Here is a 17,575-nt window from a genome sequence, read left to right on the forward strand (position 1 = left end):
ACGAGAATCGCCACGTCTCGTCACGCTGACTCCGGTAACCTCATGCGCATGGCCACCGCAACGACGCAGACCCCGAAACGCGAGGCCTTCGGCTCGCGCAACGTCTTCATCCTCTCTGCGATCGGCTCTGCCGTCGGGCTGGGGAACATCTGGAGATTCCCCTACGTGGCGTACGAAGGCGGAGGCGGGGCGTTCCTCATCCCGTATCTGTGTGCGCTTCTCACTGCCGGAATCCCGCTCCTCTTCTTCGACTACTCGATCGGCCACCGGTTCCGCGGCTCCGCGCCGTTGGCCTTCCGACGGATGCACCGCAGGGCCGAGCCGCTCGGCTGGTGGCAGGTGCTCATCTGCGTGGTGATCGCGGTCTACTACGCGGTGATCATCGCGTGGGCTGCGATGTACACCTGGTTCTCGGCGCAGCTGACCTGGGGGCCGGGCAACGAGAACGACTTCTTCTTCATCGACTTCCTCCGCTCGGCCGATGTCGCCGAGGTGGGCATCTCGACGGACTTCGTGCCGCAGGTCGGCCTCCCGCTCGTGGCGGTCTGGCTGATCGTCATCGTCATCATGGCGCTGGGTGTGAAGCGCGGGATCGGCCGGGCGAACATGATCCTGATGCCTCTGCTCACGGTGATGTTCGCGATCCTCGTGGTGCAGTCGCTGTTCCTGCCGGGAGCCATGGACGGGCTGAACGCCTTCTTCACCCCCAACTGGGAAGCGCTCGGCGACCCGGCCGTCTGGGCATCGGCCTACGGCCACATCTTCTTCTCGCTGTCGGTGGCCTTCGGCATCATGGTGACCTACTCGTCGTACCTGAAGCGCAAGACCGACCTCACCGGTTCCGGTCTGGTCGTGGCGTTCGCGAACTCCGGCTTCGAGATCCTCGCGGGAATCGGCGTGTTCGCGGCCCTCGGCTTCATGGCGCAGGCACAGGGGACCGAGGTGGCCGGTGTCGCGTCGTCGGGAATCGGCCTGGCCTTCATCGCCTTCCCCACGATCGTCTCTCAGGCGGCAGGCGGCTCGATCATCGGCGTCCTCTTCTTCGGAGCGCTGGTCTTCGCGGGGGTGACCTCGCTCATCTCGATCCTCGAGGTGATCGTCGCGGCGCTGCAGGACAAGCTGGGCTGGGCGCGCATCCGCACGACGCTCACGGTGTCCATCCCGCTCGCGATCGTCTCGTTGGCACTGTTCTCGACGACCACCGCGCTGTCCGTGCTCGATACCGCTGACGCCTTCGTCAATGCCTTCGGCATCATGGCCGTCGCACTGGTCGCGGTGATCGTGGTCGCATGGCTGCTGCACAAGCTGCCGGCACTCGTCGACCACCTCGATCGTCGGTCGAGCTTCCGGGTCGGGCGAGTGTGGATGCTGCTCGTCGGCGCGCTCGCGCCCCTCGTGCTCGGGTACCTGCTCGTCACCGAGCTGATCTCGAAGATCTCCGAGCCGTACGGCGGCTATCCGGGATGGTTCCTCGCCGTCTTCGGATGGGGCATGGTCATCGCGCTCGTCGTGATCGCACTGCTGCTCTCGGCGCTGCCATGGAGCGGCCGCTCCCACGCCAAGGATGATCCCGAGTACGACGAGTTCCTCACCGAGGAAGACTACGAACCGGATGCCGAGACCTCGTCGATCCCGCTGATCGCGACCTCGGAACCGCACGCGACGGAGAAGGGAGCGGGCGCATGACCACGACAGCGGTCGTCATGATGATCATCGCGATGGTCACGATCTGGGGCGGCCTCATCGCCGCCGTCGTGAACCTCGCTCGTCACCCCGAGGCAGCGGATTCGGAGCCGGCGCCGCCCGTCGAGCTCTGACCGTCTTACCTGCACGGGGAGCGGGAATCAACCCGCTCCCCACGTTCCTCGATCCTGACTACTTTCTCTTCCAGAAGCACTGTCGACGGAAGAGGAGCCCATGAGCAGGACGCGGCCGAGATTCGATATCGACGAGTGGAGCATCGGTGCCGACGGCATCGACGTCGAGAACCTCGCCCATGAGGAGTCCGTCTTCGGCCTCTCGAACGGTCATGTGGGCTGGCGGGGGAACCTCGACGAAGGCGACCCGCGCGGCGTCGCGGGAAGCTATCTGAACGGCCTCTTCGAAGAGCACCCGATGCCGTATGCCGAAGAGGGATACGGCTACCCCGAGTGCGGGCAGAGCGTGATCAACGCGGCCAACGGCCAGCTCATCCGGCTGATCGTCGGGGACGAGCCGTTCGATGTCCGTCGTGGATCGCTCACGTCGCACACCCGTCGACTCGACTTCCGCGCGGGAACTCTCGAACGCGAGGTCGAGTGGACCAGTCCGACCGGCCAGCGGGTGCGGATCCGGTCGACGAGGATCGTCTCCTTCGCGCACCGCTCCGTCGCAGCGGTGCACTACCGTGTGCAGGCGCTCGGCGGTCCGGCGGACGTCACCGTCATCTCCGAACTGCTGGCGAACGAGCCGCTGCCGATCACGCACGACGACCCCCGGGTGCAGGAGCTGCTGAGCGAGCCGCTCGAGGGGGTGGCCTCGGCCGCCGGCGCGGGTGCCGCCACCCTCGTGCACCGCACGAGGAAGAGCGGGCTCACGACCGCTGTCGCGATGGACCATCGCGTGAGCGGTTCTCCCCGGAACGAGCCGAGCGTCGAGACGGATGTCGATGCGACGGGCGACCGTGCGCGTACCACGGTGCGCGCATCCCTGGCTGCCGGAGAGACGCTCGAGATCGTCAAGCTCGTCGGTCATGAGTTCTCGTCCGACCTCTCGACCGCCGCCCTGCGGGACCGGGCCGAGACGGCGGTCGGCGACGCGCTGCGGGCCGGATGGGACGCACTGGTCGCCGATCAACGAGCACGGCTGGACGACTTCTGGGAGTGCGCCGACGTGCGGGTCGACGGACCGGCACGGCTGCAGCAGGCCGTGCGCTTCGCGCTCTTCCAGGTGTTCCAGGCCTCCACCCGCATGGAATTGCGATCCGTTCCGGGCAAGGGGCTGACCGGCTCCGGATACGAGGGGCACACCTTCTGGGACTTCGAGGCGTTCGTGCTCCCCGTCCTCACCTCGACCCTCCCGCACGCCGCCGAGCAGGCGCTGCGATGGCGACATTCCGTGCTCGACCGCGCTCGTGACAGGGCGGCGCAACTGCATCTGCAGGGTGCCGCGTTGCCGTGGCGAACCATCGACGGCAGAGAGTCGTCGGGGTACTGGCCTGCCAGCACGGCCGCGTTCCACATCAACGCCGATGTGGCCGGAGCGGTTCTGCACTACGTGCGGGCGACGGGCGATGCCGACTTCGAACGGGAGGCCGGCCTCGAGATCCTGGTCGAGACCGCTCGCCTCTGGGCCTCGCTCGGTCGGTGGGACCCGCACGGCGGCTTCCACATCGACGGCGTCACGGGGCCGGACGAGTACTCGGCCATCGCGAACGACAACGTCTTCACGAACCTGGCGGCTCAGAAGAACCTTCGAGGGGCGGCGGCCGCTGCCCGACGGCATCCGGAGGTCGCGTCGGAGCTCGAGGTCGTAGACGACGAGATCGCGAGGTGGGAACTCGCTGCCGCGGCGATGACGGTGCCCTTCGATGACGAACGGGGCGTGCACCCGCAGTCCGCCGGCTACACCGACCTCGAACGGTGGAACTTCGAGTCGACGGCGCCGGACGAATACCTGCTGCACGACCACTTCCCGTACTTCGACCTCTACCGCAAGCAGGTCGTGAAGCAGGCCGACCTGGTGCTCGCCCTGTTCTTCTCGCATGAGTCGTTCACCGCGGAGCAGAAGGAGCGTGCGTTCGAGTATTACGAGGCGATCACCGTGCGGGACTCATCGCTGTCGGCGGCGGCGCAGGCCGTGGTCGCCGCAGAGGTCGGTCACCTGGATCTCGCGCTCGACTACCTCGCCGAGGTCGCGACTCTCGATCTCGACGACCTTCATGGCAACACCGGTCAGGGGCTTCATGTCGCCGCTCTCGCGGGGGTCTGGACGGCCATCACCGCGGGCTTCGGCGGGATGCGCGACAGCGACAGCGGCCTGCGGTTCTGCCCGCGTCTTCCGTCCGAGATCGACGGGCTCGAGTTCGGGGTGCGCATCCACGGCTGCATCCTGCGTGTCGATGTCCGCCAGGCGGAGGCCACCTATCGGCTCGCCTCAGGCGACCCGGTCACCATCACCCACTACGACGAGCAGGTGACGCTCGACGCCGGACATCCCGTCACCAGAGGGATTCCACCACTGCAGTCGCGGGGGCCGCAGCCCCGGCAGCCTCGAGGACGAGCGCCCCGACCGGCGCTCGAGGCGTTCAGCGCCTGAGGTGGCAGAGAGAGGAGACAGTCCTGTCGGATCGAACCATCGGTCGCGCATCGATGCGAATCGCGTTCTGGTCATGGACGCTCCTCATCGTGGTCGGGCTGGCGACCATGATCGCCCTGCCTGTGATGGGGAGGTGAACGAGATGCGTCGCTTCGTCAGAGACGGGGGACTCAGCCTCGTCTTCCTCGCGATCTTCGCGCTCAGCCTGATCGGGCAGTCGATCGCGGGACACGCCTACAACAACCAGGAGCTGGCTCGGCACGGTCAGCCGCCCACTCCGTATCTGGAGTTCATCACCTCCTCCGACTTCCTCGTCGATGTGGCGGAGAACTGGCAGTCGGAGTTCCTGCAGTTCTTCCTCTTCATCCTCGCGACCATCTGGTCATCCAGCGAGGATCACCTGAATCCAAGAAGCCGGGCGACGAGGGAGTGGGGTCGGACGCCGATCAACTCGTCGGAGAGCACGCGCATGTCGACTCCCCGCGCTGGGCGAAGGTGCACGGACTGCGCGGGTGGATCTACTCCAACTCGCTTCTGCTCGCGATGGGAACGATCTTCCTGCTCTCGTGGCTCGCCCAGTCGCTCGCCGGCCATGTCGTCGCCAACGAGCAGAACGCGCAGCACCCAGGATCCACGGCGAGATGAACAGGTATCCGGCCAGGACCTCACGCCTGTTGTACGGATCGCGCTGCCGTCGCTGCCGGTGTGCCGTCTTCATGAGAGGAGAAGTTAGACGCGCGGGGTGAAACCGGCCCGGGGCTTGTCACCGACCGGTTGTTGTGCAGCTCTCGGACTTCGTAGGTGCCTCCATCGCGCGGCCAGTCCGGTGGCGGTATCGTGAAGACCACTATGAGTGAGTCCTTCGACGATGCGCTGAGTGATCTGGAGCGCTCCGGTCGTCAGCTGGACGCCCTCAGTGTCTTCTTCGTCGATCGGTTCCCGGTCACCGGTGCCGCGGTCTCGACGGTGGGGGACGTGCTCGGGAGCGAGACGATCTCCGCGTCCGACGACGTGGCGGCACGCCTGGATGAGCTCCAGTTCGACCTCGGTGAAGGCCCGTGCTGGGAGGCCATGCGCACCTCTGCCGCTGTCCTCGAGCCCGACTTCCGGCACCGCGGCGTCTCTCGGTGGCCCGCCTTCGCCTCGGCTGTGGAGGACGGCGCGGAGGTCGCGTCGATGTTCGCCTTCCCGCTGTCGGTCGGCGAGATCAAGATGGGGGCGGTCGACCTCTACTCGACAGCACCCGTGGCGCTCACTCCGAGCGAGTGCACGCAGGCGCGCGCCATGGCGGATGTGGTGAGCCGGCATGTGCTGAGGGACGCGCTGTCGGACTTCGCGGACAACGACGCGCAGACGGGCATCTACTCTCGACGAACCGTGCACCAGGCGACCGGCATCGTTCTCGCGCAACTCGACATCGGTCCGGACGACGCGCTGCTCATGCTTCAGGCGCGGGCGTTCTCGACCGGGCAGCGCGTCATGGAGGTCGCGCAGGCGGTAGTCGACGGTACTCTCCGCTTCTCGCGCACGTCAGGCGGCATCGAGGCGGGGTCATGACCGCGCCCACGCGCGAAGCTCGGTTGCTGGAGCTCTTCGCCACCCTCGCCGACACGATGGTCGACGACTACGACGTCGTGGATCTGCTGCAGACACTCGTGGATGCGTGCCAGGAGCTGCTGGATGCGAGCGACGCCGGAATCCTTCTCGCCGACCCCTCCGGTGAACTCGAACTCGTCGCATCCACGAGCGAGGCGACCGAGCTCGTCGAGGTGATCCAGCTCGCCGCAGAGGCGGGACCCTGCATCGAGTGCTTCCTGACGGGGACAGCGGTGTCGGTTCCCGACATCGCCGCCGGTTCAGAGAAGTGGCCGGTCTTCCGCCAGGCGGCGTTGGAGAACGGCTTCGCGTCGATCGAGGCGATACCGATGCGGCTGCGGAACACGACGATCGGCACCCTCAACCTGCTCCGATCCGATACCGGGTCGCCGCCCCCTGAAGACCTCTCCGCGGCGCGAGCGTTCGCCGATGTGGCAACGATCGGGATCCTGCACGAGCGCAGCCTCCGAGAGCAGGAATCGCTGTCGTCGCAACTGCAGACCGCACTGAACAGCCGGGTGATGATCGAGCAGGCCAAGGGTGTTGTCTCGTTCACGGCGGGGGTGCCGATCCCCGATGCCTTCACGCTCATGCGCGCCTTCGCCCGTGATCGCGGCCTGCGTCTGAGCGAGGTGGCTGAACGCATCGTGCGGCGGGACATCAGGCTTGAATCACCTGAATCCTGAAAGCGCAAGGGGGGTCGACCTCGCACACGATCGGGCCTAGCGTGAAATCGCTGCCCCGGCCCCGGTAGCGGAAATGCAACCGTCGAGAGTTCCGGGAGTGATCATGAAGTCCCTCATCACCCAGGTCGGCACCTACCTGACGGGTGACGCGACCGCAGACGCGGTGCTGGAGTACTGGAAGGCCTTGGCGGAGGAGCGGCGCTCGGATGTCGTGGAGATCCCCGTCGTCGGCCCCGCGGGCGGTCGGTCGAGTGTGCGGGTGACGCTCGGTGCCATGCTGCCGATCGCGGTGGCGCACGCGGAGTTGTCGCCGCAGATCGAGGACGATGATGGCCGCAGCTGAGGGGATCCGGGCCCGTGCTCTGGCGCTTGTGCCGACGGCGACCACGGCATTCGAGCCTGACGACGTCCGTGAGGTGTTCGACGCCGAATTCGACTCGGGCCCCGTCTGAGCGCCGGTCGCCGACGAGCGAGCTAGTCGCCGTCGGAGGCCCACTCCAGGCGGGACAGAGCCCCGACATCGAGCGAGTACCGCCCGTCGATCTGAATACAGGTCAACAGGGTGTGTCCGCATCCGCGACACAAGAGGATCACGCCGGCCGGATCCAGTTCTGCGACGGCGTCGCCGAGCACGGCCTTGCGATCGCAGCGCGTGCAGGTGGCCCGAGCACCGGTCATGTCCCTGCCGAACACTTCGATCAGGATCCCGCCAGCGGCGTTGCCGTCGACTCTCGTGCGATGGCCGGGGTGGGCAGCGTTCATCAGGCACCTCCGAAACGCTCGGTACGGATGCGGTCGGGCGGATGCCCCGCCGCGACGAGCAGATCGGCGACCGCCTCGACGAAGCCGGTCGGCCCGCAGACGTATACCGAGGGGCGCTGGGCGGCGGGGATGGTCGAGGCCTCGAGCGTCGCGGCATCCACCCTGCCCGCGGGGCGAGCGAAGCCGACCGGTGCCGAGCGGCTGTACGCCCAGTCGACGCTGAAGGCGTCGTCGGCGAGATCGCCCAGTTCGGCCGCGTAGAAAGCGTCGTCCGCGGAACGCACCGCGTACAGGAGCCGCATCGGTGCGGAGCTGGCCGAGCGCGCATGCTCCCGGGCCATCGCGAGGAGCGGCACTATCCCTGACCCGCCCGCGATGAGCTGAACGGGCTCGGGCTGGGCAGGGGTCCACACGAAGTAGGCGCCGATCGGACCGCGGACCTCCAGCTCGTCGCCGGGCCGGACATCCTCGACGAGATACGGAGAGACCTCGCCCTCCGGCACCTCGTCGACGGCCAGCTCGAGCACGTCACCCTCTCCGGACGATGCGAGCGAGTACGACCGCACGGCCTGATAGCCGTCCTCAGCGGTCAAACGCACATCGACGTGCTGTCCGGCGAGATTCCCCGGCCACCCGTCGACCCGGAGGGAGAGCACGCGGCCATGGGGTGTGGCTCGTCGGACCTCGATGACACTGGCGACAAGCCACAGCGACGACGAGGTCACCAGTAACGCTCCTCTTTCCACGGATCGCCGTACATGTTGTATCCGTTCTGCTCCCAGAACCCCGGTTCGTCGTTCTCGAGAAGATCCAGGCCGTGGACCCACTTCGCGGATTTCCAGAAGTAGAGGTGGGGGACGAGAAGTCGGGCGGGGCCGCCGTGCTCTGCCGCGAGCGGCTCGCCCTCGAACTCGAATGCGATCCACGCCTTTCCGCCGGTCAGGTCGGCGCGGGGAACATTCGTCGTGTACCCGCCGTAGGAGAAGACCCGCGTGAAGTCGCCGTCTCCGGCATCCTGCAGCAGATGATCGAGCGAGACTCCGCGCCACTGCGTGCCCAGCTTCGACCACCGCGTCACGCAGTGGATGTCGGTGGTGATCGTATCGATCGGCAGTGCCTGCAGCTCATCCCACGACCAGGTGCGGCGAATGCCGTCGAGCCCGACGACCGCGAACTCCCAGGTGTCGGTCGCGACTCGGGGTGTCGGTCCGGCCGAGAGCACCGGGAAGTCCTCGGTGAGGTACTGACCCGGGGGGAGCCGGTCATCCGACTCGCGTCGCCGGGCGCCGAAGCCGCGGGAGATCACAGCCATGATCGCCTTCTTTCGTTGGTCCCACTCATTCCACCCGATTGAACGGGCGGACGCCTCCTGCAGGTGTCGAACGCGGCACGCGCGGGTCGCCCCGATTCTAGGACCGTGGGGCGCGGTGTCGCACCATTCGAGGGCGGAGAGCGCCGGACGGCGTCTCCGCCCTCGAGAGGTCAGACGACCTCGGCAGCCGCCTCGACGATGAACTGGATGATGTCCTGGGGGAGGGCGCGCATCACGAGGTGCGGTGCGTCGAGTTCGATGACGCGACGGAAGTTGCCGCGGGTGTAGCCGAAGCGCTCGACGTCCGGGTTGATGGTGTGGTCGGCAGCGGACACGATGCCGAAGGCAGGCTTGGTCTTCCATGCAGCGACCGGTGCGGCCTCGCTGAACGCAAGGGCTGCGAGGGGGCGCTGTGCCACGGCGAGGACCTCGGAGATGGCGGGGTCGATGCCGGCAGCGAAGACCTGCGGGAAAGCCTCGACCTTGACCGAGACGTCCGTGCCGTCCTCAGCGCCGGGGTTCGGGAACGCTTGCCGGGGATGTGCATGTTCCACGCCTGGAACTGGTACGGCATGGCGACCGTGATCTCGCCGTACTGGCCGCCCAGGACCTCCTGGAGCTTTCGGGCGTAGACGGCATCCGGGGCTTCGGGGGTGGCGGTGAACTGAAGTTCCTGACGATGGAAGAACATGGCTGCCTTTCTGGTCGGATCGTGATGGGTGCCCATGAGACCGGTTCTCGCTGCGACGGGATAAGGGCTTCACAGACCGACGGGCGACGGGGATAATCCGCGAACCGGGTCCGGAGAACTGAACGACTCGAGGATCGAGTTCCCGCGTTTTCTGCTCATAAACGTGTTGTTCGTGCTAGCTTCACTCGTAAAACAGTTGTTCTAGCCACGGAGTCACATTGCTGAGTAGTTCTGCTGTTTCCGCTGATTCCACTCAGCCCCCGGAAGCCCCCGCTTCGCCCGAGAAACTCGCACGCGACAACATGCCGCTCGCCACCTTCCTGGCTGTGGAGAAGGCGCGGTCGGCGACGCACGTCGATCTGGACGACCTTCTCTCCGCCGCCCGCCTGGGCCTCGCCCGCGCGGCCATGTCGTATGACGCCGCGCGGGGCATTCCTTTCGGTGCGTTCGCGAGCAGCCAGATCAACTGGGCGATGCTGTCGGAGATGCGCCGCGCCGACCCCGCCGGCGAGCGAGGACGCGACAAGATCGAGCGCGTGAGAGTCGCCGCCGAGACGGTGCTCGCCCGCTCCGGCCGAGCCGCGAGCACGGCGGAGCTCGCGCGGGAGTCGGGGCTCACCGCCGAGGTCGTCTCGGAGATGATGAAGCTCGACGAGATGGTGCGCACCGCGATCAGCTTCGAGGAGCACTTCGACGCCGAGACCGGCCGACAGGCGGTCGACCTCACCGACAGCGTCATCCTCCCCGAGCACGCCGTCGAGCAGTCCGAGACGCGAGCGATGATGAACCGAGTGGTCGACGCTCTGCCCACGGCGATGCAGCAGGTCGTGCGCGGCATCTATCTCGAAGACCGCATGGTCAAGGACATCGCCGAAGAGCTCGCCGTCAGTCATGCCTACGTGTCGAAGCTGCGCTCGCGCGGACTCGAACTGATGCGCGAGGCCATGGAGGCCTGGGAGAACGGCACGACGGGTGACCGATCGACCAAAGCCAGGGCCGAGTTCTTCGAGGCGCTCTTCGGGCCCGTCCGCGCCGAGATCCGCGACCGGTCGAGCGAGCTCCTCGCCGCCGTGTGACGCGACCCGTGGAATCTTCCGGATCCGTGGTTACGCCGGCGGCCGATGTCGCGAATATCGGTTGTGCAGGCCCACGGATGGGCCCGCGTCCAGCCCCATAACCACGGAGGAATTCTCATGGGTCTTCAGATCGCAACCAACGTCGGTGCACTCAACGCGTACCGCAACCTCTCTGTCAACCAGAACGACGTCTCGAAGTCGCTCGAGAAGCTCTCGAGCGGTCTGCGCATCAACCGCGCAGCCGATGACGCCGCCGGTCTGGCCATCTCCGAGGGTCTGCGTTCGCAGGTCAACGGCCTGAACGTCGCAGCCCGCAACGCGCAGGACGGCATCTCGGTCATCCAGACCGCAGAAGGTGCTCTCACCGAGGTGCACTCGATCCTGCAGCGCGTTCGCGACCTCGCCGTGCAGGCGGGTTCCGACTCGAACAACGCCGAGTCGCGTGGCGCCATCAAGACCGAGATCAACTCGCTCGGCGAGGAGCTCACCCGCGTCGCCGCCAGCACGAACTTCAACGGGATCAAGCTGCTCGACAGCGCGAACACCCTGACGTTCCAGGTCGGCGCCGGCTCCAAGGCCGCCGAGGACCAGATCGCTGTCACGCTGACCAACTTCTCGGGTCTCGGTGCCACGATCGGTGCGCTCACGGTCGACACCGCCGCGAACGCGCTCACCACGATCGCGGCCGTCGACGCGCAGATCACCAAGGTCTCGACGGCTCGCGCCGGCCTCGGTGCGGTGCAGAACCGCTTCGAGTCGACGATCAACTCGCTGCAGGTCTCGGCCGAGAACCTCGCCGCAGCGAAGAGCCGCATCGCGGACACCGACATGGCCGCCGAGATGGTCAAGTACACCGCCTCGAACATCCTGCAGCAGGCCGGCACCGCCATGCTCGCTCAGGCGAACCAGTCGGGCCAGGGCGTCCTGCAGCTTCTCCGTTGAGTCGCTGCGCCTGAGGCGCACAGGGCGCCCGGGCGGAGTCACCTCCGCCCGGGCGCCTTCCTGTAGGACACCCTTGACCGCAACGCACGGAAGACGACCGGGATGAAACTCGACGGACTGGTATCAGGGCTCAAGACCGAAGAGCTCATCAAGGCGCTCATGGACGTCTCGGCGATCCCGAAGACGCTCATCACGAACAAGATCACCGACCGCAACTCGGTCATCACCAACCTGCAGTCGCTGAACAAGACGCTGCAGGAGCTCGTCGACAAGGCCAAGACCGCCGCGGGTCCCAGCTCTCTGGCATCCTTCACCGCGTCCTCGTCGTCCGAGACGGTCACGATCACCGCCGGCAGCAAGGCGACCGCATTCTCGACCGCCATCGTGGTGGATGCCGTCGCCACAGCGCACTCCGTCGTCACCGCTGCCGCAGGAGGAACAGCGTGGGGCGGCACCTTCACCCTCGTGGGATCCGACGGCGAAGCCGTCGAGGTCACTCCGCTGGGCACCGGTCCGCAGGACCTCGCGAAGGCGATCAACGCGTCGAAGGCCGGTGTGAGCGCGACCGTCGTGCCCGCGGGAACGGATGCCGACGGCAAGCCGCTCTCGCGCATCCAGCTCACCTCCGCCGAGACGGGCGCGGCTGGTGCCTTCACCCTGAACCGCGGAACCGCGGCGGAGGTCACCGCCGGAACCGCGGTCGACCTCGGTGCCGCCCCCGGCGCCGCACTACTCACCCAGGGCGCGGATGCCCGCATCCGCCTCTTCGCCGGCACCGACGCCGAGCAGACCCTGAACAGCGCGAGCAACACCATCACCGTCGGAGAGGGCATCGAGGTCACCGTCACGAAGGCCAGTGCCGACCCCGTCACCGTGACCGTCGCACGCGATGCGAAGAAGCAGAGCTCGACGGCGGAGGCGTTCGTCAAGGAGATCGCCGCGCTGCTGGTCCGCATCGACAACGGCTCGAAGGCGACCATCGGCGAGGTCGGCGAGACCACGACCCTCGGCGTCTTCACCGGCGACAGCACGGTGCGAAACCTTCGCGGCGCGCTGGCGACCGCCGTGCAGCATCCGATCGACGGCATCTCGCCCTCGACGATCGGCATCACCGTCAGCGACAAGGGCGTGCTCTCGTTCGACGCCGAGAAGTTCGCCGCAGCTCTCGCAGAAGACCCGGAGGGCACGCAGGAGCTGTTCTCCGCCGTCTCGGCGCGGGTGCAGGACGTGACGACCCAGTACTCCGACAAGTACGACGGCCTCCTGACCAAGCGCATCACCGGCCAGGAGGACGAGGTCAAGACGCTCAAGACCCAGGTCGAGCGCTGGGACATCCGGCTCGAACAGCGCCGCGCCACCCTCGAACGCACGTACGCGCAGCTCGAGGTGCAGCTCTCGAAGCTGCAGTCGCAATCGTCGTGGCTGACCAGCCAGCTCGCCGGACTCACCCCGTCGGATTCCTGACCTCGTCCTCGTGACATCGCATCGCATCGGAGCACGTACTCATGGCACTCACCTCACTCGACCGGGCCAAGCAGCAGTATCTGGAGCAGCAGGTGGCCTCCGCCACGCCTGAGCGCCTTCTCGTGTTGCTCTACGACCGCCTCCTGGTCGACATCGAGCGCGCGGACGCCTGCCAGGAAGCGGGGGAATGGGCGGCCGCGGGGAACCACCTCGTGCACGCGCAGCAGATCGTCGCCGAGCTCAACGGCTCGCTCACCGATGAGTGGGACGGCTCCGCAGAGCTGCACGGCGTGTACACCTACCTCACGGGACGCCTGATCACCGCCAACATCGCTCGAGACCGCGCGGCCACCGCGGAATGCCGAGCTCTCGTCGTGCCGCTCCGCGAAGCGTGGCATGCGGCGGCTGCGGCGGTCGCGTCGACCGCGCAGACCCCCATCACGGCCCTGGCCTGAGCGACCGTGCCCGACACTCTCTCGGCCTGGCTGACGGTGCTCGACCAGTTCGAGCGCGCCCTCGACGCCGCCGACGAGCACCTCGACGAGCAGTCCTTCGAGGCGCCGGACGGCCCCGTCCCCGAGGAGCTGCGCGAGCGTGCCGAAGCCGTGCTCGCGCGGCAGCAGCTCATGATCGGCGGACTCGTCACGTCGCGCGCCAATGTGGCTCGCGAGATCGCCGCACTGCGACGCGTGCCGACCTCCACCCAGAATGTGCCGGCATACCTCGACGTCGAGGGTTGAGCACAGCGGTTACATGACTGCCCGGGTGTCGCGATAGTCGGCACAGAGCACGGATCGCTCGACGATTGGCCAGGGATCGGCCTCTCCACCAACATCCCGGAGTGCCCCCGTGCTCGAATCCGTCACGTCCTCTGCGCTCATCAGCGCGCTCGACGGGCTGGCCCTGCGCCAACGCTCGATCGCCGAGAACATCGCCAACGTCAACACGCCGGGCTACCAGGCCCAGCGCGTGCGGTTCGAGGATGAACTCCGTTCTGCCGTCCAGGGCGGCTCGGGAAGCGTCGCCGCGACGGTCGAGCGCTCGCTCGAGCCGACGAGGCTGAACGGCAACAACGTCAACCTCGACACCGAGACGCTCTCGAACATCGACACCGTGCTGCGTTTCCAGTTCGCGAGTCAGGCGATCGGCGGTCAGGCGGCCTCGATCACCAAGGCGATCGGGCAGGCCTCCGCATGACCTTCGACGCGATCGGCATCGCCGGCACCGGCCTGACCGCGCACCGCAAGTGGCTCGACGCGCTCAGCGACAACATCGCCAACGTGAACACCGCGACACCCGCAGGCCAAGAGGCGTTCCGGGAGAAGTTCGTGACCGTGCAGGCCGGCACCGACAGCCCCGGCGTGTACGTCGCCGGCGTGGTCGAATCCGAAGCCGACGCGAAGCTCGTGTACGACCCCGAGCACCCCTATGCGAACGAGGACGGCTACGTGCAGTACCCGAACGTCGAGCTCGGCGACCAGATGAGCATGCTGATCCTCGCCCAGCGCGGATACGAGGCGAACGCCGCTGTCGTCGACCGGGCGAAGACGACCTACGAGGCAGCGCTGCAGATCGGCCGCAACTGATGTCGGGCATCGAGGCCATCGGCGCCTCCGGTGTCGCGCCGCTCTCGGCGCTCAGCTTCGAGACGGGCCCGGACGCGACCAGCGCTCCTGCCTCCGGCAACGCCTTCGCCACGACGCTCTCGGGGGCGATGGAGAACCTGCAGCAGCTGCAGTCGACGTCGAACGAGCTCGCGGTGCAGGCGGTCACGGGAGACCTGCAGGACATCCATCAGGCGATGATCGCGTCGACGCGCGCCTCGGTGACGCTCGACCTGGTGGTGGCCGTGCGTGACCGCAGCGTCTCGGCGTTCAACGAGATCATGAGGATGCAGGCCTGACGATGCCCAAGATGCTCACGACCTACTACGACCGCGCCAAGCAGGTCGTCTCAGGATTCTCCCTCGCACAGCGCACGATCGCCATCATCGGTGTCGCGCTGCTCGTGATGGGCGCCATCGCCCTCGGCGCGTGGCTCACCAAGCCGCAGATGAGCCCGCTCTTCACCGGCCTGAGCGCCGGCGACGCGTCGGCCGTCGTCGAGCAGCTGAAGTCGGCAGGCGTGAGCTACGAGCTCGCCGAGGGAGGCGCGACGATCCTCGTGCCCGACGACCAGGTCTATCCACAGCGTCTCGCGGCGGCATCCGCCGGGCTGCCCGGCGACACCAGCGAGGGCTACACCCTGCTCGACGAGATGGGTGTGACGGCGAGTGAATTCCAGCAGTCGGTGACCTACAAGCGTGCCATCGAGGGCGAGCTGGCCAGCACGATCGGCGCGATGGAGGGCATCTCGACGGCGTCGGTGCAGCTGGCGATCCCGGAGGAGAGCGTCTTCGTCTCGGAGCAGCAGAGCCCGACCGCATCCGTGTTCGTGAAGACCCGCAACGGCTCAGGGCTCAGCGACGAGAAGATCGAGGCGATCGTGCACCTCACGAGCGCCGCCGTGCCGGGGATGACGCCGGAGGACGTCGCGGTGACCGATCAGGACGGCCGCGTGCTCTCGGCGGTCGGCACCGGGCTCACCGGGAACTCCTCGAAGCAGGCGACGGAGCATGAGGCCAAGGTCGCGGCATCCGTCAGCAAGATGCTCGAGACGATCGTCGGGCCCGGCAACGCGACGGTGACGGTATCGGCCGATGTCGCGAACTCCACATCCGAGCGCATGGACGAGACGTACTCGGCCCCCGAGGGAGAGCTGAGCGCATCGGAGCAGACCAAGACCGAGACGTACAACGGCGGCGAGGGCGGAGGTGCCGGCGTGCTCGGCCCCGACAACATCGCGGTTCCCAACGGCGCCGAGGGGACCGGCGCCTATGAGTTCGAGGAGACCTCTCGCAACAACGCCGTCAACAAGTCGACGGAGAAGACCATCACCCCCGCCGGAGAGGTGACGCGGCAGACCGTCAGCATCGCGCTCAACCGCGGGACGGTCACCGGAGTGACGGCGAACCAGATCGAATCGCTCGTGGCATCTGCGGCCGGGATCGACGTCGAGCGCGGCGACGAGATCGCCGTCGAGTTCGTCGAGTTCAATCAGGCGGGTGCGACGGCGGCGCAGACAGCGCTGCAGGCGGCGGAGGCCGAGCGCGACGCGCAGTTCCAGCAGGAGTTGCTGCGCTCTGCGATCATCGGCGCCGCGATCCTGCTCGCGGCGATCATCCTGATCGTCTTCCTCATCGTGCGCCGCAAGATGAAGCGTCGGGTGATGTACACCGAAGACGGACCGATCGAGTACTTCGCGACGGTCACCGAGAGCGAGGAGCAGAAGCTCCGCTCTCTCAGAGGGCTGAAGGAGGCCGAGGCGATCATCGCCCCGGCGCCGACCAAGCTGCTGCCGTCCGCGTCGGCTGATCTCGACGACGAGCCCGAGCCCGACAAGGTGCTGGTCGAGCGCCGTCGCCGGGAGATCGACGACCTCGCCAAGCGCGAACCCGACACGATCGCCAGCGCACTGGCCGACCTGATGGACGAGGCGACCGTATGAGCGCGCTGACCGAGCTGCTGGACGCGCAGGCCGACACAGTCGAGGTGTCGGCCGTCGAGGCGCCGGCGCCCGTGGCTGCGCCGGAGATGAGCGGACTGCGCAAGGCCGCGATCGTGCTGATGAACATGGATCGTGCCGCCAGCGCCGAAGTGCTCCGCCACCTCGGCGAGGAGCGGTCCGAGATGCTCGCGGCCGAGCTGACACAGCTCGGGGGAGTGGACGTGGCCTCGACGGCCCGTGCTCTCGGCGAGTTCCGGCGCATCGCCACCGGCGGCTCGGTGCCGTCGCGGGGCGGACAGGAGCTCGCCACCGGACTGCTCGAGACGGCATTCGGCCGCGAGAAGGCGGTCGGGATGGTCGGCCGGGTCATGTCGCAGGGGTCGGTCTCGTTCGACTTCCTCAATGCGGCGGACCCGGCCCAGCTCGCCACGATCATCGAGGGTGAGCTTCCGACCACCGTCGCCGTCGTGCTGGCCAATCTCAGAGCCGATCGTGCGGCGGCGGTTCTCGCCGCCCTGCAGGATCCCCTGCGCACGGACGTCGCTCAGGCGATCGCGACGATGGGCACCGCCACGCAGGAGGCGATCTCCATCGTGGCCGACTCGCTGCGCTCGCGCACCGGCGTCTTCGCGATGCGCGACAACCATGAGTCCATCGGAGGCGTGCAGCCTCTCGTCGAGATCATCAACCGCTCGGACACCGCGCTCGAGAAGTCGCTCCTCGCAAGCCTCGAAGGCCGTGATCTCGCCCTGGCCGAGGACATCCGCAGCCGCATGGTCACGTTCGCCGACATCGCGCGCCTCGAGGATCGCGACGTCCAGCGGGTGATGCGCGGTATCGACCTGCGCATGCTCGCCCTCGCGCTGAAGGGCGCGGACGACCAGATCACCGACAAGGTGAAGAGCAACATGACGGAGCGCAACCAGGAGAACCTCGCTGAGGAGACCCGAGTCCTCGGTCCCGTGCGCATGCGTCAGGTCGATGAGGCCAGAGCCGAGATCGTGCGCATCATCCGCGACCTGGAAGCCGCGGAGGAGATCACGATCTCGCGCGAAGACGAGGATGAGCTCATCGAGTGATCCCTCTGACGGCAGGTGAGTCGGCCGATCCGGTTACGGACGCAGCCGGGTGTCGCGATAGTGGGTCTGGAGCACGGATCGCTCGACCTACGGGCCACGGACAGGCCTCGCCCTTCGATTCCGAG

21 protein-coding genes and 2 pseudogenes are annotated in these 17,575 nt (G+C 67.4%); 18 read left to right on the forward strand and 5 right to left on the reverse strand.

Going from position 1 to position 17,575, the window contains the following annotated elements; translation table 11 throughout:
* The first annotated feature begins 48 nt into the window (after nucleotides 1-48).
* From AB0P11_RS05820 to AB0P11_RS05855, 8 genes and pseudogenes are all read left to right on the forward strand, one after another.
* Nucleotides 49-1,686: a sodium-dependent transporter gene (locus AB0P11_RS05820; RefSeq protein WP_056279101.1), complete on the forward strand. Its 1,638-nt coding sequence runs from the start codon at nucleotides 49-51 to the stop codon at nucleotides 1,684-1,686.
* Entirely contained in the window at nucleotides 1,683-1,817 is a 135-nt protein-coding gene (locus tag AB0P11_RS05825; protein ID WP_072591348.1) for a methionine/alanine import family NSS transporter small subunit, read from the forward strand. The genes AB0P11_RS05820 and AB0P11_RS05825 overlap by 4 nt, the downstream gene beginning before the upstream one ends.
* A 100-nt stretch (nucleotides 1,818-1,917) precedes the next feature.
* Nucleotides 1,918-4,296 (forward strand): glycosyl hydrolase family 65 protein, encoded by a 2,379-nt coding sequence (locus tag AB0P11_RS05830; RefSeq protein WP_056278850.1) that lies wholly within the window; start codon nucleotides 1,918-1,920, stop codon nucleotides 4,294-4,296.
* A 142-nt stretch (nucleotides 4,297-4,438) separates the two neighbouring features.
* Nucleotides 4,439-4,941, forward strand: a pseudogene (locus AB0P11_RS05835) (DUF6766 family protein).
* A gap of 204 nt (nucleotides 4,942-5,145) precedes the next feature.
* Entirely contained in the window at nucleotides 5,146-5,853 is a 708-nt protein-coding gene (locus AB0P11_RS05840) for a GAF and ANTAR domain-containing protein (protein WP_056278847.1), read from the forward strand.
* Nucleotides 5,850-6,578, forward strand: a complete 729-nt coding sequence (locus AB0P11_RS05845) for a GAF and ANTAR domain-containing protein (protein WP_056278846.1) — start codon at nucleotides 5,850-5,852, stop codon at nucleotides 6,576-6,578. The genes AB0P11_RS05840 and AB0P11_RS05845 overlap by 4 nt, the downstream gene beginning before the upstream one ends.
* A gap of 103 nt (nucleotides 6,579-6,681) precedes the next feature.
* Nucleotides 6,682-6,921, forward strand: coding sequence for a hypothetical protein (locus AB0P11_RS05850; protein ID WP_157538201.1), 240 nt, complete (start codon nucleotides 6,682-6,684; stop codon nucleotides 6,919-6,921).
* On the forward strand, nucleotides 6,908-7,030 hold the full coding sequence (locus AB0P11_RS05855) for a hypothetical protein (protein ID WP_268778159.1): 123 nt from the start codon (nucleotides 6,908-6,910) through the stop codon (nucleotides 7,028-7,030). The genes AB0P11_RS05850 and AB0P11_RS05855 overlap by 14 nt, the downstream gene beginning before the upstream one ends.
* A gap of 22 nt (nucleotides 7,031-7,052) precedes the next feature.
* On the opposite strand, the gene AB0P11_RS05860 is transcribed toward AB0P11_RS05855, so the two are convergent.
* The 5 genes and pseudogenes from AB0P11_RS05860 to AB0P11_RS05880 all read right to left on the reverse strand — a co-directional run.
* Nucleotides 7,053-7,340, reverse strand: a complete 288-nt coding sequence (locus tag AB0P11_RS05860) for a DUF6510 family protein (protein WP_056278844.1) — start codon at nucleotides 7,338-7,340, stop codon at nucleotides 7,053-7,055.
* Complete coding sequence (locus AB0P11_RS05865; protein WP_056278843.1) at nucleotides 7,340-8,065, reverse strand: ferredoxin reductase; 726 nt, start codon at nucleotides 8,063-8,065, stop codon at nucleotides 7,340-7,342. Before AB0P11_RS05865 ends, AB0P11_RS05860 begins: the two co-directional genes overlap by 1 nt.
* Nucleotides 8,062-8,652 carry a sulfite oxidase-like oxidoreductase gene (locus tag AB0P11_RS05870; RefSeq protein ID WP_053096353.1) on the reverse strand — a complete coding sequence of 197 codons (591 nt, stop codon included), beginning with the start codon at nucleotides 8,650-8,652 and terminating at the stop codon, nucleotides 8,062-8,064. Before AB0P11_RS05870 ends, AB0P11_RS05865 begins: the two co-directional genes overlap by 4 nt.
* 170 nt (nucleotides 8,653-8,822) lie before the next feature.
* Nucleotides 8,823-9,206, reverse strand: a complete 384-nt coding sequence (locus tag AB0P11_RS05875) for a hypothetical protein (RefSeq protein ID WP_363520868.1) — start codon at nucleotides 9,204-9,206, stop codon at nucleotides 8,823-8,825.
* Nucleotides 9,182-9,343 (reverse strand): annotated as a pseudogene (locus AB0P11_RS05880) (manganese catalase family protein); the annotation flags it as partial. The gene AB0P11_RS05875 and the pseudogene AB0P11_RS05880, both read right to left, overlap by 25 nt.
* A gap of 218 nt (nucleotides 9,344-9,561) precedes the next feature.
* Here AB0P11_RS05880 and AB0P11_RS05885 point away from each other — a divergent pair.
* From AB0P11_RS05885 to fliG, 10 genes are all read left to right on the forward strand, one after another.
* Nucleotides 9,562-10,419 carry a sigma-70 family RNA polymerase sigma factor gene (locus AB0P11_RS05885; RefSeq protein WP_290368294.1) on the forward strand — a complete coding sequence of 286 codons (858 nt, stop codon included), beginning with the start codon at nucleotides 9,562-9,564 and terminating at the stop codon, nucleotides 10,417-10,419.
* 117 nt (nucleotides 10,420-10,536) lie between these two features.
* Nucleotides 10,537-11,361 (forward strand): flagellin, encoded by an 825-nt coding sequence (locus AB0P11_RS05890; RefSeq protein ID WP_363520527.1) that lies wholly within the window; start codon nucleotides 10,537-10,539, stop codon nucleotides 11,359-11,361.
* A gap of 102 nt (nucleotides 11,362-11,463) precedes the next feature.
* The gene (gene fliD / locus AB0P11_RS05895) at nucleotides 11,464-12,825 is read left to right on the forward strand and encodes a flagellar filament capping protein FliD (protein WP_056278841.1); all 1,362 of its coding nucleotides are present in this window, start codon (nucleotides 11,464-11,466) and stop codon (nucleotides 12,823-12,825) included.
* 41 nt (nucleotides 12,826-12,866) lie between these two features.
* Complete coding sequence (fliS, locus tag AB0P11_RS05900; RefSeq protein WP_056278840.1) at nucleotides 12,867-13,280, forward strand: flagellar export chaperone FliS; 414 nt, start codon at nucleotides 12,867-12,869, stop codon at nucleotides 13,278-13,280.
* Nucleotides 13,281-13,286: 6 nt separating this feature from the next.
* Nucleotides 13,287-13,565 (forward strand): hypothetical protein, encoded by a 279-nt coding sequence (locus AB0P11_RS05905; RefSeq protein WP_056278839.1) that lies wholly within the window; start codon nucleotides 13,287-13,289, stop codon nucleotides 13,563-13,565.
* Between the two features lie 109 nt (nucleotides 13,566-13,674).
* The gene (gene flgB, locus AB0P11_RS05910) at nucleotides 13,675-14,022 is read left to right on the forward strand and encodes a flagellar basal body rod protein FlgB (RefSeq protein ID WP_053096341.1); all 348 of its coding nucleotides are present in this window, start codon (nucleotides 13,675-13,677) and stop codon (nucleotides 14,020-14,022) included.
* Entirely contained in the window at nucleotides 14,019-14,411 is a 393-nt protein-coding gene (flgC, locus tag AB0P11_RS05915) for a flagellar basal body rod protein FlgC (protein ID WP_053096340.1), read from the forward strand. Before flgB ends, flgC begins: the two co-directional genes overlap by 4 nt.
* Nucleotides 14,411-14,728, forward strand: a complete 318-nt coding sequence (gene fliE, locus AB0P11_RS05920) for a flagellar hook-basal body complex protein FliE (RefSeq protein ID WP_056278838.1) — start codon at nucleotides 14,411-14,413, stop codon at nucleotides 14,726-14,728. The genes flgC and fliE overlap by 1 nt, the downstream gene beginning before the upstream one ends.
* A gap of 2 nt (nucleotides 14,729-14,730) precedes the next feature.
* On the forward strand, nucleotides 14,731-16,371 hold the full coding sequence (gene fliF / locus AB0P11_RS05925; protein ID WP_363520534.1) for a flagellar basal-body MS-ring/collar protein FliF: 1,641 nt from the start codon (nucleotides 14,731-14,733) through the stop codon (nucleotides 16,369-16,371).
* Nucleotides 16,368-17,450: a flagellar motor switch protein FliG gene (fliG, locus tag AB0P11_RS05930; RefSeq protein ID WP_230100771.1), complete on the forward strand. Its 1,083-nt coding sequence runs from the start codon at nucleotides 16,368-16,370 to the stop codon at nucleotides 17,448-17,450. Before fliF ends, fliG begins: the two co-directional genes overlap by 4 nt.
* The last annotated feature ends 125 nt before the right edge of the window (nucleotides 17,451-17,575 follow it).

Source organism: Microbacterium sp. NPDC079176 (assembly GCF_040686675.1).
Lineage (GTDB): Bacteria > Actinomycetota > Actinomycetes > Actinomycetales > Microbacteriaceae > Microbacterium.

Excerpts from the sequence above, each read along its gene's own strand:
- AB0P11_RS05820 (WP_056279101.1), top strand. The coding sequence starts at position 49 with ATGGCCACCGCAACGACGCAGACCCCGAAACGCGAGGCCTTCGGCTCG.
- AB0P11_RS05825 (WP_072591348.1), top strand. The coding sequence starts at position 1,683 with ATGACCACGACAGCGGTCGTCATGATGATCATCGCGATGGTCACGATC.
- AB0P11_RS05830 (WP_056278850.1), top strand. The coding sequence starts at position 1,918 with ATGAGCAGGACGCGGCCGAGATTCGATATCGACGAGTGGAGCATCGGT.
- AB0P11_RS05840 (WP_056278847.1), top strand. The coding sequence starts at position 5,146 with ATGAGTGAGTCCTTCGACGATGCGCTGAGTGATCTGGAGCGCTCCGGT.
- AB0P11_RS05845 (WP_056278846.1), top strand. The coding sequence starts at position 5,850 with ATGACCGCGCCCACGCGCGAAGCTCGGTTGCTGGAGCTCTTCGCCACC.
- AB0P11_RS05850 (WP_157538201.1), top strand. The coding sequence starts at position 6,682 with ATGAAGTCCCTCATCACCCAGGTCGGCACCTACCTGACGGGTGACGCG.
- AB0P11_RS05855 (WP_268778159.1), top strand. The coding sequence starts at position 6,908 with ATGGCCGCAGCTGAGGGGATCCGGGCCCGTGCTCTGGCGCTTGTGCCG.
- AB0P11_RS05860 (WP_056278844.1), bottom strand. The coding sequence starts at position 7,340 with ATGAACGCTGCCCACCCCGGCCATCGCACGAGAGTCGACGGCAACGCC.
- AB0P11_RS05870 (WP_053096353.1), bottom strand. The coding sequence starts at position 8,652 with ATGGCTGTGATCTCCCGCGGCTTCGGCGCCCGGCGACGCGAGTCGGAT.
- AB0P11_RS05890 (WP_363520527.1), top strand. The coding sequence starts at position 10,537 with ATGGGTCTTCAGATCGCAACCAACGTCGGTGCACTCAACGCGTACCGC.
- fliD (WP_056278841.1), top strand. The coding sequence starts at position 11,464 with ATGAAACTCGACGGACTGGTATCAGGGCTCAAGACCGAAGAGCTCATC.
- fliS (WP_056278840.1), top strand. The coding sequence starts at position 12,867 with ATGGCACTCACCTCACTCGACCGGGCCAAGCAGCAGTATCTGGAGCAG.
- flgC (WP_053096340.1), top strand. The coding sequence starts at position 14,019 with ATGACCTTCGACGCGATCGGCATCGCCGGCACCGGCCTGACCGCGCAC.
- fliE (WP_056278838.1), top strand. The coding sequence starts at position 14,411 with ATGTCGGGCATCGAGGCCATCGGCGCCTCCGGTGTCGCGCCGCTCTCG.
- fliF (WP_363520534.1), top strand. The coding sequence starts at position 14,731 with ATGCCCAAGATGCTCACGACCTACTACGACCGCGCCAAGCAGGTCGTC.
- fliG (WP_230100771.1), top strand. The coding sequence starts at position 16,368 with ATGAGCGCGCTGACCGAGCTGCTGGACGCGCAGGCCGACACAGTCGAG.